We start from the raw sequence: 14,081 nt of genomic DNA on the forward strand, positions 1-14,081 counted from the left end.
ATGAGGGGGCGCCCCGCCTGCGGGGCGCCCCCTCCGTACGTACCCGACGGTCAGCCGCGGTCCTTGGCGGCGGGCACCTTCAGCCACACCGCCTTCGACGGAGTGCCGTCCGCGTCGACGGCCATGACCATGTACCAGCCGGGCGGGACCAGGGACGGGTCCTTGGGCAGGGTCGCGGTCACGGTGTCGCCCTTCGTCGTGAAGTCCAGCGCCACGGAGCGCTGTTCGACGTTGGTGACATGGGTGAACGAGCCGGGCCGGATCAGCCGCAGCTTCTTCAGGGACCCGCTGTGCGCCGAGGTGAACGTCGCCTTGCCGCCCAGCCGTACGGTCGTCGGGCCCGCGGCCTTGAGGCCGGGGCGCGACCCGTGGAAGAGGTACGGCGGGGTGTAGAGGTCGATCTGCTGCTCGAAGACGCCCGGCCTGGTGTTGTCCTTGTCGGCGAAGAGCGAGTCGGAGCCGAAGGTCATCACCCGGCCGTCGGGGAGCAGCAGCGCGCCGGAGTGGTAGTTCCGGCCGACCAGGGGGTCGGCGACGGGGCGTGAACTGTTCGCCGCCGGGTCGTACAGCTCGGCCATGAGGACGTTGGAGTCGCTGCGGCCGCGGTAGTCGCCGGAGCCGTTGGTGGTCAGCACGGTGTCGTCCGGCATGATCACGCTGCTCGGGTAGCGGGCCTTCGCGTACAGGTCGGGACCGTCGCGGAAGCGGGGCTTGGGGTCGGTCAGGTCCGCGATCCGGGTCCTGGCCGTGGCGCGCGGGTCCTCGCCGACCCCGCCGCCGCCGAGGACCATGTACCGCTGGTCCTGCGCGGGCGGCAGCAGTACGGACATCGACGTCTCCAGGATGTCCGGGTCGCTCATCCCGGGCACCACCCGGAACGTGTTGCTCTTCAGGTCCCAGATGCCGGGCGTGCGGCCCTTGTTGTCGGGGCCGTACCCGGCGTTGGAGCCGGTGTAGAAGACCTGGCCCCGGCCGGAGAGGAAGAGCGTCGGGTAGGTGGGGAAGAACCGCTGCTTCGGCAGGTAGGTCCACTTCTTGGTCGTCGGGTCGTAGAGCTCGTTCTTGCCGGGGACGACCTGTCCGATCTCGTCGAGACCGGACACCGAGAGGACCTTGCCGTCCTCCATGGAGGTCAGCGTCGGATACCAGCGGGCCTCGTTCATGGGGTCGACGCGGATGTACCGCTCGGCGACCGGGTCGAACTCGAAGGAGTCCTTGATGCCCTGGAAGTCCTTCTTGTCGAAGGACAGCTTCTGCGCGATGCCGTAGAAGTTCCGGGCGTCCGCGCCGGTCAGGCCGTGGATGCGGTAGTTGTCCTGGGCGCCGGTGGCGTGCGCGCGGCCCTCCTTGCGGGCCTCGACGTAGACCCGGCCCTCGCTGTGCTCGACCCGGACCTTCCCGGTGGCCTTGTCCTTGATCTTCTTCGCCCGCGGCACCACGACCGGGTCCTTGGAGACGAAGGTCTTGCCGTTCTCCTTGCCGGTGAAGAGCGTGCCGGCGGGGAAGGTCTTCGGGCCGTCCGGGTCCTCGTTGTAGACGATCATCAGGCCGCCGGCCTTCTTCACATCGCCCTTGAGGGTCTCGTAGCGCTGGGTGCCGCCCGCGACCAGCAGCTTGCCGTCCGGGAGCTGGGTGTGGCCCGAGCAGAAGAGGTCGACGGGCGTGGGGATGTTCTTGAAGGTGTTCTTCGCCGGGTCCCACAGGACCGTGCGGAAGGACTTGGCCTTGAAGTTCGCCGCGTTGTTGCCGGAGCCGGCGACCAGCAGGACCTTGCCGGTGTGCAGCAGGGCCGCGTGGATGGTGTTGATCCGGTACGCGTCGGGGACGTCGACCACGTCCCAGTGGCCGTTCCGTTCCTTGTACTCCGGCTGATTGATCTTGTACGAGTGGTACTGCTCCGAGGCGAAGCCGTACACCGCCGGGCCGTTCATCGCGGCCAGGGCGATCACCACCACCGCACCCATCCCCAACCGGCGGGTGCGGCGGCTCGGTCGGTATCTCATCGGTTGGTTCCCCCCACGGGAATCTGCACGGTCTGCGCGATCCGGTCATCGGTGGCCGCGGGCACGGTGTCCACGGCGGCCGGTGGCTGTGACTGCGGCTGGGGCTGCGCGGGCGGCGCGGCCGGGCCCGCCCGGTGGCGCGCCTCCCGGCGCAGGCCCCAGCGCCAGACGCCGATCGGGGTGCAGCAGACCAGCAGGGCCAGTACGGCCCAGACGATCATCGCCGGGTGGGCATGGCCGAAGAAGAAGGAGGCGATCAGGGAGGCACCGAAGACGAGCAGGAAGAAGAGGTGCACCCGGAAGGTCCCGAAGAGGGTGTCGGGGCTGGAGGAGTCGCCCTTCGGGGTCACCACGAACTTGCTCTTGCGGCGCAGCGCCGCGTCGAAGAGGGAGCGCGCGTAGATCGGCGCGGAGAGCGCGGACATCAGCATGCCGGCCACGCCGCCGGAACCTTCCGGCTCGTGCGGGGAGACGTTGTGCCGGCGGTTCCAGACGTACAGGCCGATCTGGAGTGCGGAGGCGTTGCCGTAGAGCATCATCCACACGGCCGGGTCGATCTCCACGCCGGAGGCGCCGAGCCCGAGGAAGAGCGCGCAACTGAGGGCGGCGAGAATCCAGTTCAGCGCGGACATCGGGTAGAAGATGACCATCATGGAGTAGTTGAAGAGGCGGCCGGGGGACAGCGTGAAGGGCGCCTTCCAGAACTGCTTGAGCAGCGTTTCGTACGTGCCGCGCGACCAGCGCAGCTGCTGGGTGAAGAAGTCCGTCCAGGCGGTCGGGCCCTCGCCGACGGCGAGCACGTCGGGGGTGTAGACCGAGCGCCACTTCTTGCCCGTCGCGGGGTTGCGGTGGCGGTGCATCTCGAAGCCGGTGGCCATGTCCTCGGTGATCGAGTCGTACAGCCCGCCGATCTGCTGCAGGGCCGTGATGCGCACCGCGTTGGAGGTGCCGACGAACATGGGGGCGCCGTAGCGGTTGCCGGCCCGCTGGATCAGCGCGTGGAAGAGGAACTGCTGCGACTCGGCGGCCTTGGTGACGAAGGTGTCGTAGTTGCCGTAGACCTGGGGACCGATGACGAAGCCGACGTCGGGGTCGCGGAAGTACCCGAGCATCCGCTCCAGGTAGTTCGGCAGGGGGACGTGGTCGGTGTCGACGGAGGCGAAGAAGTCGTAGTCGTCGCCGTGGGCCTGGAGCCAGGCGTTGTAGTTGCCGTGCTTCGTTCTTGCGCGGTGCGGGCCCTTCGCGCGGTTCCACTCCGGTATGCCGTGCCGGGTGAAATGGTGCACCCCGAGTCTCGCGCAGACCTCTCTGACCGCGGGGTCGTCGCCCTCGTCCAGCAGCCAGACGTGCAGCAGGCCCCGGTGGCGGATCCGGACCGCGGCCTCCAGCGTCTTCGTGACCATCTCCAGCGGTTCCTTGCCGGGCACGAAGGAGGTGAGGAAGGCGACGCGGGTGCCGCTCTCGGGTATGACCGGTATCGGGTCACGGGCGACGAGGGTGGCGTGGGCGTTGGAGAGGACGTTCATGCAGCGGAAGAACTCGATCAGGCCGATCGAGACGAGCATGACCACGTCGAGGACGGGGAGGAAGGCGAACTGCGGGTAGTCCCGCTCGGTCCAGTGGGCGGGCTGGAGCAGCCAGGCGAGGAGCCCGAGGGAGACCAGCGGTGCCGCGCCGAGCAGCAGGGCGGCGCGTAAGCGGTGCGGTTCGTCGGCGAGGAGGCTGCGGTACCGCACCTTGTACGGCTTGCCGGGCTCGGGCCTGGTCAGTGGCCCGGCGAGCCGGCTGTAGTGCTCGTAGTCGTAGCGCGGCAGCGGCGCGGGCTGCTGCGGGCGCCTGCGATGCTGGCGCGGCAGACGTAACCGCGTCGTCGCGGACGGATCGTACTCTTGTTCCTGCCGGGCGCCGTGAGGCGTCGACGACGTCATGACTCCATCCCCCCGCACGCAGAGCTGGCTGCGTGTCCGTCTGTTCCCCGCCCGAGCCGCTGGTCCCCCTGACCGGCTCAGGCTCCGTGGTCTCGGCCGCCCGCGCACTCAGCAGTGCGCCGCCCGCCTTCCGGTTGCCCGGTACTGCCTCGCCATCATGGCAGCGCGCGGAGTTCCCCAACTCCTCGTTCGGCGCAGCCGATGGCCTTCCCCCACATGCTCGTCAAGGCCATCTTCGACCCATCCGCCACGTCAGGGTCCCTAACCGGCCTTCATGATCGCAAGGGCGGAATGAGGTGCTTACGGAAGGTGTAGGCGTATGGGCGGACTCGGAGTGGTGTGCGGCGGTCCGTGCGCCCCTCCGTCCGGCGGCGCTCCCCCGCCGGACGCACCCGTCAGCGGTCGCCTGAACTGCGCAACCTGTGGCGGATGTTGTCGAAGTGGTGGCGGACGGCCCGCTCCGCGCGGGGCCCGTCGCCCTCCCGTACCGCCGCCACGATCTCCTCGTGCTGGCGCACCGTGGTCTCCGGATCCCCGTGCGCCGGGACGAGGTCGGTACGCACCCGGTGGAAGGCGTCCCAGAACGCTTCGAGCACCTCGCTGAGCAAAAGATTGTCCAGGCCTCGATGAAGAGTGGCGTGGAATGCTCGGTCGGTCCCGGCCCGTACGCCGCCGGCCGCCGCCTCCGTCCGCATCCGCGCCACGATCGCGTCCAGCTCGGCCAGGTCCGCCGCCGGCACCCGTCCCGCCAGCCGCGCGATCAGTCCGGTTTCCACCGCCTCGCGCAGCTCCAGCAGCTGGAGCAGGCTGTCCTCGCCGCGGTAGTGCCCGGCCACCGTGCGGAAGGTCAGGCCCTCGATCATCGGGGCCATCGACATCGGCCCGACGTAGGTGCCGAAGCCGTGCCGGATCTCCACGATGCCCATCGCCTGGAGCGCCTTCAGCGCCTCGCGCACGGAGTTCCGGCTGACCCCGAGCAGCTCCATCAGCTCCGGCTCGGTCGGCAGGGGCGCGCCGGACGGCAGCCGCTGGTCGATGATCAGCCTCTTGATGCGCTCCTGGATGTCCCTCGCCATCCCGTGACTCTGCACCCCGGCCCACCCTTTTGACCAGCACTCCCGCGCAAAGTGCCGGTAAGAAACGACCGAGGCCCCCTCGTCGTGACGAGGGGGCCTCGGCCCTACGTGCGCCGCCAGGGACTCGAACCCCGGACCCGCTGATTAAGAGTCAGCTGCTCTAACCAACTGAGCTAGCGGCGCGCGCTGACCTGGAAAACTCTACACGAACTCCAGGGGTGCTCCGGACCGCGTAAACCCGTCGGCGCCCCGCCGAACGTGTGAGGTGTGACACGCCTGCCGGAATCGGGGCAGGACAGCTTTTCCTCCGCGTGTCGCGCTCCCCGCCGTGATGCCCCGGCGCATTTTCGCCTGGTGGTTCGCCGGTTTTTGTACGGGGAAGAGTGTTTCAGCGTGCAAGGTCATCAGTTGCCCCGTCAGCATGCGGTATGCGCCGGTAGTTGAGAGGCTGTGCCGGTGTGAGGCCTATGAGAAAGAAGCGGCCGGAAGGGGAACGGGAATGACGGTGCCGGTGTTCGTCGAATTCGAGCCCGCGGACGACTGCCCCTGCGCGGGCTGTGCGCAGGAGCGGCGCCTCCTCGCGCTCGGGCGGCTCAGGGACGGCGGCCACCCCGCCGCCCACGGTGCTCGCCGCGCGCTGGTGCTGGCCGCCGCGGCCGGTACGGTCCTCGCCGGCTCGGCCGGCGACGGGCTGCCCGCCGATGTGCTGCCCGACGCCGGCCGCGCGGCCGCCGACGCCGAGCCGGCCACGGCGCCGCAAGGGCAGGTCAGCGGGTTGTACGGCGGGGCGGGCAGCGGCCGGGCCCGGCTCGCGGCGGAGCCCCGCCCCACCACCCGCGCGGCGATCATCGCGCGGGCGAAGACCTGGATCGCGGCGCGGGTGCCGTACAACATGAACGGCTTCTGGTCCGACGGCTACCGCGAGGACTGCTCGGGCTTCGTCTCGATGGCCTGGGGGCTGGGCAGCAGCCAGTGGACAGGATCGCTCCACCGGTACGCCGTGCGGATAACGAAGGACGAGCTCAAGCCCGGCGACATCCTGCTCTACCACAACGCGGCCAACCCCTCGGCCGGCTCCCACGTGACCATCTTCGGCGGCTGGGCGGACGGCTCGCACTCGAAGTACGTCGCGTACGAACTGGCGCCGGAACACGCCCGGAAGCGGGTCACCCCGTACGCCTACTGGAGCAACGCCGGCAAGTACGTGCCCTACCGCTACCGGGGCCTGACCGGCGGCGGGCTGCCCGACACCGGCATCCCCGACGCGGTGGCGGACGCCTTCCCGGGGCTCGGGCACTTCGGCCCGGGGTCCGACAACTCCTGGGTGACCCGGCTCGGGAAGCTGCTGGTCGCCCGGGGCGGCAGCGGCTTCTACCGCTCGGGGCCGGGCCCGCGCTGGAGCGCGGCGGACCGCGACGCCACCCGGGCCTTCCAGCGTGCCCAGGGCTGGCGCGGCTCGGAGGCCGACGGCATCCCCGGGCCCGACACCTGGGCGTATCTGATCGGCGGCAAGGGCCGGGACATCGGCGGCCCGGGCGCAGGCGCCAAGAGCGGCGGCTTCCCCGGCGTCCGCCACTTCCGGCCCGGTGCGGTCGGCAAGAACGTCACACAGCTCGGCCGGCAGCTCGTGAAGAAGGGCTACGGCAAGCACTACCTCTCCGGCCCCGGCCCGCGCTGGACGGAGGCGGACCGGCGGAACGTCGAGGCGTTCCAGCGCGCGCAGGGCTGGCGCGGCCGGGACGCCGACGGCTATCCGGGCCCCGAGACCTGGCGGCGACTCTTCCAATGACGGAGCACTTCATGGCAGGCAGAACGGACAGCGGACGGCCGGAGACCGCGTACCCGGCGGAGCCGGCGGGCGGCGCGGGACAGACGTACGGGGTGGCGCCGCGGATGGTCCCCCTGATGGACCCCGACACGGGGCTGCCCTTCGTGGACGAATTCGGCGTCGCGTCGGACGCCGCACGGCCGGTCCCGGCCGGCGCGCGTGCGGCGGACGCGGCAGGTGCCGAGGTCCGGCACCCGGCGCCCGAGGACGCCCGGCCCCCGGTCCCCGGCTGGGCGGCCGTCGAGGGCGAGCCGATGCCGGACCCGGCGCCCGTCCCGCGGCCCGAACCCGAGCCCAGCCCGGAGCCGACCCCGGTTCCGGGGCCGGAGGACCTGCCGCCCCCGGCCGGTATCGAGGCGGCCGAGGAGCTGCTCGACACCGCCGAACGCGCGGTCCTCAGCGACGCCCTCGGCGTGGTCGACGCCGGCAGCCGGGTGGCCTCGCCGGCCGCCGTCCCCGCGGAATCGGAGCCCTGGCCCTATGACGGGCCGGAGCCCATCGGGCCCGCGCCCGTACCGGCCGGTGGCCTGCGCGCCCCCGCGGAGGACCCGTACCTCAGCGAGCGGCGCGGTCCCTCGCTCCCCGGCGGCATCGCCCTGGTCGCCGGGCTGGTCGCGGCCGCCTGCTGCGGGGCGCTGCTGTGGTGGCACGGGATGCTGCCCGAGCAGGCGGCACGGCTGCTGCGGCTGCCGGCGCGGGGCCACTCCCCGCTGGCGGTCCGCGACGCGGCGCTGCTCGGCCTCGGTGGCGCGGCCGTGCTGTTCGCGCTCGGCGGGCTGGCCCGCGGCCGGGTCGGCAGCGCCTGGGTGCTCAGCCTCTTCGGGCGGTACCGCGGCACCGTCCGGCGGACCGGACTGGTGTGGATCAGCCCGGTGCTGCGCCGCCGCCGGATCGACGTGCGGCTGCGCCACTGGCGGAGCGAGCCGATGCCGGCGGTGGACGCGGCCGGTGTGCGGCTGCGGGCCGTGGTGCTGGTGGTGTGGCGGGTCGTGGACGCGGCCCGGGCCCGGTACGAGGTCGACGACCACGTCGCCTACCTGCGCGAACAGGTGGAGGCCGCGACCGCGCGGGTGATCGGCCGACTGGCCGCCGACGCGCCGTCCGCCGGCCCCTCGCTGCAGAAGAGCGGCGCCCCCAGCGTCTGGGACGCGGAGGCGGTGGGCAACGCGCTGACCGCGCAGCTCGCGGCGGACTGCCGTCCGGTGGGCATCGAGGTGTTCTCCGCGCAGCCCACCCGTATCGAGTACGCGCCGGAGGTGGCGGCCGCCATGCACCGCCGGCAGGTCGCAGCCCTCGACGCCCGGCACCGCGACACCGTGCTGACCTCGGTGGTGGACGCGGTGGACGACACCGTACGGCGGCTCACCAGCCGGGGGCTGGTGGAGCTGGACGACTACGAGCGCAAGGCGCTGGTCAAGGACCTGACCGTGGCGTTCTACACCGCCCGCGGCAGCGCGGCGGCGCAGGAGTGAGGCGCCGTGGTGGCCGCCACGACCCGCACCCTCGAACTGCAGCTGCTGCTCGGTCCGGACACCGTCGTTCCCGTGGCGGGCCGGTTCGGCTACCGCAGTGACCGTCCGTACGAGGTCAGGGTCGCCTTCGTCAGCCAGGGCCGTACGGTCACGACCTGGGTGTTCTCAAGGGAGCTGCTGCTCGCCGGGCTGCGCGGCCCGGCGGGGGAGGGGAACGTGCGGATACGGCCCTTCCGGGACTCGGTCGGGCTCCGCCGGGTCCACATCGAGCTGCGGGCCGACGGCGGCGCGTGCGTGCTGACGGCCGAGGCCACCGACCTGGCGGCCTGGGTGCGGGCGACCGCCGAGGTGGTGCCGCCCGGGCAGGAGAGCCGGTACCTGGATCTGGACGCCCACCTGGCGCGGCTGTTCGCGGAACGGAACTGATACGTCCGCCTGAACGGGGGGCGGGGTGTGGGTGACGAGCGGTGGTAATTGGTCTGGACAACTGCAACAGCCCTCATTACGCTGCGGCTTGGTCTAGACCACAATGCACGGCTCACGGAACCTCCCCCTCGTTCAGGAGCGAAGCATGCGCAAGAAGATCAGCGTCGCCGTGGTCACCCTCGGCATAGCCGGCGCCTCCCTGGTTGCCACCGGCAGCGCCTCCAGCCACGGGTACGGCACCCAGCCCGCGAGCCGCCAGTCGCTGTGCGCCGCCGGGACCGTCAAGAACTGCGGCGCCATCCAGTACGAGCCGCAGAGCGTCGAGGGCCCCAAGGGCTTCCCGGCGGCGGGCCCCGCCGACGGCAAGATCTGTGCCGGCGGCAACTCCGGATTCGCGGAACTCGACGACCCGCGCGGCGGCCAGTGGCCCGCCACGAACCTCAAGGCCGGCCAGGGCTTCAACTTCACCTGGAAGATGACCGCCCGGCACGCCACGACGGACTTCCGGTACTACATCACCAAGCAGGGCTGGGACCCGAGCAAGCCGCTCACCCGTGCGTCCCTGGAGTCGCAGCCCTTCATGAACGTGCCGCTCGGCGGCAAGCAGCCGCCGGAGGTCTGGAGTCAGCAGGGCACCGTGCCCACCGGGCACACCGGCCGGCACATCATCCTCGGCGTCTGGAACATCGCCGACACCGGCAACGCCTTCTACTCCTGCGCCGACGTCAACCTGTCGTAACGGCCGCGGCCCGGTCTCCGCGCACGGCGTGACCGCATACGACGAAGGCCCTCACCGGAGTGAGGGCCTTCGCCTTGTCTGTGCGCCGTCAGGGACTCGAACCCCGGACCCGCTGATTAAGAGTCAGCTGCTCTAACCAACTGAGCTAACGGCGCCTGCTGACGAAGTAAATACTACCTGCTCCCGAGGGGTGCTCCTGACCATGTGGCCCCGGCCACACCCGGCGGGTCAGATCGCCAGCGACAGCAGGACCGGGGCCGCCCGGCGGTTCAGGGTGTCGGCGGCCTTGCGCAGCCGGTGGGCGTGCTCCAGCGGCATCGACAGCGCGAGGCAGCCCACCGTGGCGCCGGCCGTGATCGGGACGGCCGCGCACACCGTGCCGACGGCGTACTCCTGGAGGTCCAGGACGGGGACGGAGGCCGGCTGGCTGTCGAGCTTGTGGAAGAGCACCTTCTCGTTGGTGATCGTCCGGGAGGTGAGCCGGGCGGTCTTGTGCCGGGAGAGGTGGTCCCGCCGGCCGTCGTGGTCGAGCTGGGCGAGCAGGCACTTGCCCATCGCGCTCGCGTGCGCCGTGCGGTGGAACTCGGCCCACTCGTTGACCTTGGGGGCCTGCGGGCCGTCGGCGTAGTGCAGGATGCGCACCTCGCCGTCGATGTAGCGGCTGATGTAGACCGCGGCGCCGACGGAGTCGCGCAGCTCGTCCAGCGAGCTCTGGAGCTTGTCGTTGAGCGCCTGGGCCCGGCCGACGCCGCCGCCCAGCAGGTTCAGCGACTCGCCGACCACGTACGCGCCGTCGGACAGCTGCTTGACGTAGCCCTCGCGGCGCAGCATCGCCAGCATGTGGGTGAGGTGGGCGGCGGGCAGTCCGGTCTCGCGCGCGATCTGGGTGTCGGTCGTGCCGGTGGCGTGCCGGGAAACCGTTTCGAGAACGCGGAGTGCGTAGCGCACCGAGTGATAAGGCGCGGTGGGCTCGTACGTCGGCGCCACGGTGTCCCCCTAGCAGGTTGTGACCGTTTGCATCATCACCGTCGCCGCCCGTCACGGACAGCATGCGTCGCGCGGCCTTACCGGGTGGCGGGGCTCGTACCACGATAGCGGCCAACCTGGCGGACAGGAGGGGGTCTTGAGTGAAAATCGGCGTTCGGCATGCTTCTGTTCAGCGATTCACCACCATGGCATATGCCCTGGTCATAGCCTCTACGGAAAGGCAGCGGCCCGCCGCCCCCTGCCGGGGTGGCGGACCGCTGCCTTCCGTGCGTGCGCCGTGCTTCAGAGCACCGCGCTGAGGAACTCCCGGGTGCGCTCGTGCTCGGGCTCCGTGAAGATCTTCTCCGGCGGGCCGGACTCGATGACCCGGCCGGAGTCGAACATCAGGACGTCGTCCGAGATGTCCCGGGCGAAGTTCATCTCGTGCGTGACGCACAGCATCGTGATGTCCGTGGTGTGTGCGATGTCCCGCAGCACGTCCAGGACGCCGGCCACCAGCTCCGGGTCGAGCGCCGAGGTGACCTCGTCCAGGAGCAGCACCTGCGGCCGCATGGCCAGGGCGCGCGCGATGGCGACCCGCTGCTGCTGGCCGCCGGAGAGCTGGGTGGGGTACTTGTCGACGTGCTCGGTCAGGCCCACCAGGTCCAGCAGCTCGTGAGCGCGCTCCTCGGCCGCCTCCTTGGACATCCCCAGCACGTGCACCGGTGCCTCGGTGACGTTCCGCAGCACCTTCATGTTGGGGAAGAGGTTGAACTGCTGGAAGACCATGCCGATGTTCTTGCGCACCTCGCGGGTGTGCCGCTCGCCGGCCGGTACGAGCTTCTCGCCCTTCTTCTCGTGGGTGAGGTATTCCCCGCCCACCTTGATCGTGCCCTCGTCCGGCTTCAGCAGCGTCATCAGCAGCCGCAGGATCGTGGTCTTGCCGGACCCGGACGGGCCGATCAGGGTGACGTGCTTGCCCGAGGAGACCGTGAAGTCCAGCGAGTCCAGGACCGTATTGGTGCCGAAGCGCTTGGTGACGCGGTCGAAGCGGATCAGCTCGCTGCCGTCCACCGCCGGGTTGGCCGTTGCTTTCGAGAGGTTGCTGTCAGCGGACAAGACGACGCTCCAGGGCTCGCAGGAGAAGGGAAGCCGGGTAGGCGATGACGATGAAGGCGATGCCGACGATCGTGTAGGGCTCGATCGTGTGGAACGTCTGCGAGGAGAACTGACGGGCCTCGCCGAGCATCTCCAGTACGCCGATCACGAAGATCATCGGCGTGTCCTTGAGCATCGCGACGACGTAGTTGCCCAGCGCCGGCACGACGCGGCGGATCGCCTGCGGCAGGATCACCGCGCCCCAGGTCCGCGTGCGCGGCAGGCTGAGCGCGGTCGCCGCCTCCCACTGGCCCACCGGGACGCCGTCGATGCCGGCGCGGTAGACCTCGGCGGTGTACGTCGAGTAGTGCAGGCCGAGGCCGATCACGCCGGTGGTCAGGGCCGAGAGCGTGATCCCCCACTCGGGGAGCACGTAGAAGAGGAAGAAGAGCTGGACGAGGAGGGGGGTGTTGCGGATGAACTCGGTGACCCCCACCACCGGCCAGCGGACCACGGCGTGCTCGGAGCGCTGCGCCATGGCCCAGACCAGTCCGAGGGCGAAGGCGATCAGCGAGCCGAGGGCCAGGGCCTCCAGGGTGACCAGCAGGCCGTGCCAGAACATCGGCATGAAGTCGCCGACGGCGTTCCAGTCCCACTTCACTGGCCAGCACCTCCCGCGGGGGCCGCGCCGGAGCGCGCGATGTCACCGACCTGGTCGGGGCTCAGCCTGCTGCGCAGGCCCGACCGCTTCTCCGGTGCCTTGCCGATGCCCGCCTTGGCGTGCCGTTCCACGATCCGCATCCCGCGCGTCAGGATGAACGCGAGGACGAAGTACATGACGAGGATGATCGTGTAGACGGGGGCGCTCTGGCCGGTGGCGTTGCGGACCAGCGAGGCGCCGAAGGCGATGTCGGCCACGCCCATGATCGAGACCAGTGCGGTGCCCTTGAGGAGCTCGATCAGCAGGTTGTTGAAGGGCGGCACCATCTCCGGCCAGGCCTGCGGAAGGATGATCTTCCGCAGCTGCTGGGCCGGGCTGAAGCTGAGGGCGATGCCCGCCTCGCGCTGGGCGGGGGCCACCGCGTTGAGGGCGCCGCGTACGACTTCCGAACCGTACGCGCCGTAGCTGAGCCCGAGGGCCAGCACGGCTGCCCACATGGGGACCAGCTGCCAGCCGAAGCCGATCGGCAGCACGAAGAAGATCCAGAACATCAGGATCAGCGCCGAGGTGCCGCGGAAGATCTCGAAGTAGGCGCCGGAGAGGAAGCGTACGATCCACATCCGGTGGGTACGCGCAAGACCGATGACGAATGCGACCACGGCGGCGAGCGCGGCGCTGAAGACCGTCAGCTGGACGGTGATCCAGACGCCTTTGAGGAGGAGTTCCCACAAACCCCAGCTGATTTCGCTCACGGCTTGCACCTCTCCTTGGCGGTGATGGTCGTCATCTGGTCCTTCGTGAAGCCGAAGGGCCGCATGACGTCGAGGAGTTCGCCGGTCTTCTTCATTTTGTGCAGCTCGCGGTTGAAGGCGTCCCGCAGATTGGTCTCCGGGCTGCGGAAGGCGAAGGCGCCGACGTCGACCATGGGCTTTCCGCCCACGTACGGCGTGACCTCCTGGGTGGCCTCCGCCTTCGTGGTCTCGGTCTCCTTCACGACGTTGCGCACGGTGACCGCGGTGCCGACGAACACGTCGACCCGGCCCTGCTCCACCGCGAGCAGGCCGGCCAGCTGGTCGGGCAGGGTCGTGATGCGCTTGACCCCGGCCTCCTTGGCGTAGTCGATCTCGGCGAAGCCGACGCCCGTCGCCATGTGGGCGCCGGTCCTGGCTATGTCCTTGTAGGTGCGCAGGTTCTTCGGATTTCCCTTCGGCACGATGAAGGCGTCGAGCATCTGGTATTCGGGGTCCGCGAAGATGACCTGTTCGCAGCGGTCCGCATTGATGTACATGCCGGCCGCCACGACATCGAACTGGAGGGAATTCAGGCCGGTGATGAGCGAACCGAATTCCGTGGCGAACGGTTCGACCTTCGCCACGCCCAGCCGTTTGAATATGCGCTCGGCGATGACCGGCGCCGAGCCGGTCATCTTCCCGTCCTTGCCGATGTAGCCGTAGGGCTGCTCGCCCGCCAGCCCCAGCCGTACGGTGCCCTTGGCACGCAGCTGTTCCAGCAGGTGTCCGCCGTCGCCGGTGTCGGCCGTCGAGACCCGGCTGCAGGCGCTCGTCGCGCCCATCGCGCCCGCCGCGCCGAGCGCCGCTACCCCCGCGAGCAGCGTGCGGCGGCGGAGGCCGCTTCCCGAACTTCGCCTGAATTGTTTGGTGTTCCCCATTGATGGAGCCATGGGCGCGCGACTACCCGAAGGCGGGGAACCTATGCCGATCGTTTCCGGCCCTTGATGCTTCCGGTACCGAAGGGGTTGTACACGGAGTTGCGAGGGAAAGTCCGGGTAACCACCGCTGTGTGCGGGGCGGTTGGGGCGGATGGGAAATGACTTGCCCCGAGTCCCCGGGGAAGTGTCCGTCGACGCCCTACGCTCGTCATGCC

12 protein-coding genes and 2 tRNA genes are annotated in these 14,081 nt (G+C 70.3%); 4 read left to right on the top strand and 10 right to left on the bottom strand.

Translation table 11 applies throughout. The annotated features are described in order from the left end of the window. Positions 1-50: 50 nt before the first annotated feature. From ACIGQF_RS18510 to ACIGQF_RS18525, 4 genes are all read right to left on the bottom strand, one after another. Positions 51-2,003: a galactose oxidase-like domain-containing protein gene (locus ACIGQF_RS18510; RefSeq protein ID WP_399711235.1), complete on the bottom strand. Its 1,953-nt coding sequence runs from the start codon at positions 2,001-2,003 to the stop codon at positions 51-53. Further along, positions 2,000-3,931, bottom strand: a complete 1,932-nt coding sequence (locus tag ACIGQF_RS18515) for a glycosyltransferase family 2 protein (RefSeq protein ID WP_399711237.1) — start codon at positions 3,929-3,931, stop codon at positions 2,000-2,002. The genes ACIGQF_RS18510 and ACIGQF_RS18515 overlap by 4 nt, the downstream gene beginning before the upstream one ends. 395 nt (positions 3,932-4,326) lie before the next feature. Further along, on the bottom strand, positions 4,327-5,007 hold the full coding sequence (locus ACIGQF_RS18520; protein WP_399711239.1) for a FadR/GntR family transcriptional regulator: 681 nt from the start codon (positions 5,005-5,007) through the stop codon (positions 4,327-4,329). A 109-nt stretch (positions 5,008-5,116) separates the two neighbouring features. Next, positions 5,117-5,190: transfer RNA gene (locus tag ACIGQF_RS18525), tRNA-Lys, on the bottom strand. A gap of 316 nt (positions 5,191-5,506) precedes the next feature. Between ACIGQF_RS18525 and ACIGQF_RS18530 the strand changes: the two genes are divergently transcribed. The 4 genes from ACIGQF_RS18530 (at position 5,507) to ACIGQF_RS18545 (ending at position 9,472) form a co-directional block, all read left to right on the top strand. Next, on the top strand, positions 5,507-6,796 hold the full coding sequence (locus ACIGQF_RS18530) for a peptidoglycan-binding protein (protein WP_399711241.1): 1,290 nt from the start codon (positions 5,507-5,509) through the stop codon (positions 6,794-6,796). 11 nt (positions 6,797-6,807) lie between these two features. Beyond that, a complete protein-coding gene (locus tag ACIGQF_RS18535; RefSeq protein ID WP_399711244.1) occupies positions 6,808-8,307 on the top strand; it encodes an SPFH domain-containing protein in 1,500 nt (499 codons plus the stop codon). Between the two features lie 9 nt (positions 8,308-8,316). Beyond that, positions 8,317-8,733 (top strand): SsgA family sporulation/cell division regulator, encoded by a 417-nt coding sequence (locus ACIGQF_RS18540; RefSeq protein ID WP_399711246.1) that lies wholly within the window; start codon positions 8,317-8,319, stop codon positions 8,731-8,733. Positions 8,734-8,878: 145 nt separating this feature from the next. Continuing rightward, positions 8,879-9,472, top strand: coding sequence for a lytic polysaccharide monooxygenase (locus ACIGQF_RS18545; protein ID WP_361562755.1), 594 nt, complete (start codon positions 8,879-8,881; stop codon positions 9,470-9,472). Between the two features lie 81 nt (positions 9,473-9,553). Here ACIGQF_RS18545 and ACIGQF_RS18550 read toward each other — a convergent pair. From ACIGQF_RS18550 to ehuB, 6 genes are all read right to left on the bottom strand, one after another. Beyond that, positions 9,554-9,627: transfer RNA gene (locus tag ACIGQF_RS18550), tRNA-Lys, on the bottom strand. Between the two features lie 73 nt (positions 9,628-9,700). Beyond that, positions 9,701-10,459, bottom strand: coding sequence for an IclR family transcriptional regulator (locus tag ACIGQF_RS18555; RefSeq protein ID WP_399711249.1), 759 nt, complete (start codon positions 10,457-10,459; stop codon positions 9,701-9,703). A 282-nt stretch (positions 10,460-10,741) separates the two neighbouring features. Further along, a complete protein-coding gene (gene ehuA / locus ACIGQF_RS18560) occupies positions 10,742-11,512 on the bottom strand; it encodes an ectoine/hydroxyectoine ABC transporter ATP-binding protein EhuA (RefSeq protein ID WP_399711670.1) in 771 nt (256 codons plus the stop codon). Positions 11,513-11,546: 34 nt separating this feature from the next. Then, positions 11,547-12,197, bottom strand: a complete 651-nt coding sequence (gene ehuD / locus ACIGQF_RS18565; protein WP_361562758.1) for an ectoine/hydroxyectoine ABC transporter permease subunit EhuD — start codon at positions 12,195-12,197, stop codon at positions 11,547-11,549. Beyond that, positions 12,194-12,958 carry an ectoine/hydroxyectoine ABC transporter permease subunit EhuC gene (gene ehuC, locus ACIGQF_RS18570; RefSeq protein ID WP_399711251.1) on the bottom strand — a complete coding sequence of 255 codons (765 nt, stop codon included), beginning with the start codon at positions 12,956-12,958 and terminating at the stop codon, positions 12,194-12,196. Before ehuC ends, ehuD begins: the two co-directional genes overlap by 4 nt. Then, positions 12,946-13,878, bottom strand: coding sequence for an ectoine/hydroxyectoine ABC transporter substrate-binding protein EhuB (ehuB, locus tag ACIGQF_RS18575; RefSeq protein WP_399711253.1), 933 nt, complete (start codon positions 13,876-13,878; stop codon positions 12,946-12,948). The genes ehuC and ehuB overlap by 13 nt, the downstream gene beginning before the upstream one ends. Between the last annotated feature and the right edge of the window lie 203 nt (positions 13,879-14,081).

Origin of the sequence: Streptomyces sp. NPDC053560 (genome assembly GCF_044544605.1) — a bacterium.
Lineage (GTDB): Bacteria > Actinomycetota > Actinomycetes > Streptomycetales > Streptomycetaceae > Streptomyces.

What these genes read in the sequence shown, in the direction of transcription:
- ACIGQF_RS18510 (WP_399711235.1), bottom strand. Translation starts at nt 2,003, where the DNA reads ATGAGATACCGACCGAGCCGCCGCACCCGCCGGTTGGGGATGGGTGCG.
- ACIGQF_RS18515 (WP_399711237.1), bottom strand. Translation starts at nt 3,931, where the DNA reads ATGACGTCGTCGACGCCTCACGGCGCCCGGCAGGAACAAGAGTACGAT.
- ACIGQF_RS18520 (WP_399711239.1), bottom strand. Translation starts at nt 5,007, where the DNA reads ATGGCGAGGGACATCCAGGAGCGCATCAAGAGGCTGATCATCGACCAG.
- ACIGQF_RS18530 (WP_399711241.1), top strand. Translation starts at nt 5,507, where the DNA reads ATGACGGTGCCGGTGTTCGTCGAATTCGAGCCCGCGGACGACTGCCCC.
- ACIGQF_RS18535 (WP_399711244.1), top strand. Translation starts at nt 6,808, where the DNA reads ATGGCAGGCAGAACGGACAGCGGACGGCCGGAGACCGCGTACCCGGCG.
- ACIGQF_RS18545 (WP_361562755.1), top strand. Translation starts at nt 8,879, where the DNA reads ATGCGCAAGAAGATCAGCGTCGCCGTGGTCACCCTCGGCATAGCCGGC.
- ehuB (WP_399711253.1), bottom strand. Translation starts at nt 13,878, where the DNA reads ATGGCTCCATCAATGGGGAACACCAAACAATTCAGGCGAAGTTCGGGA.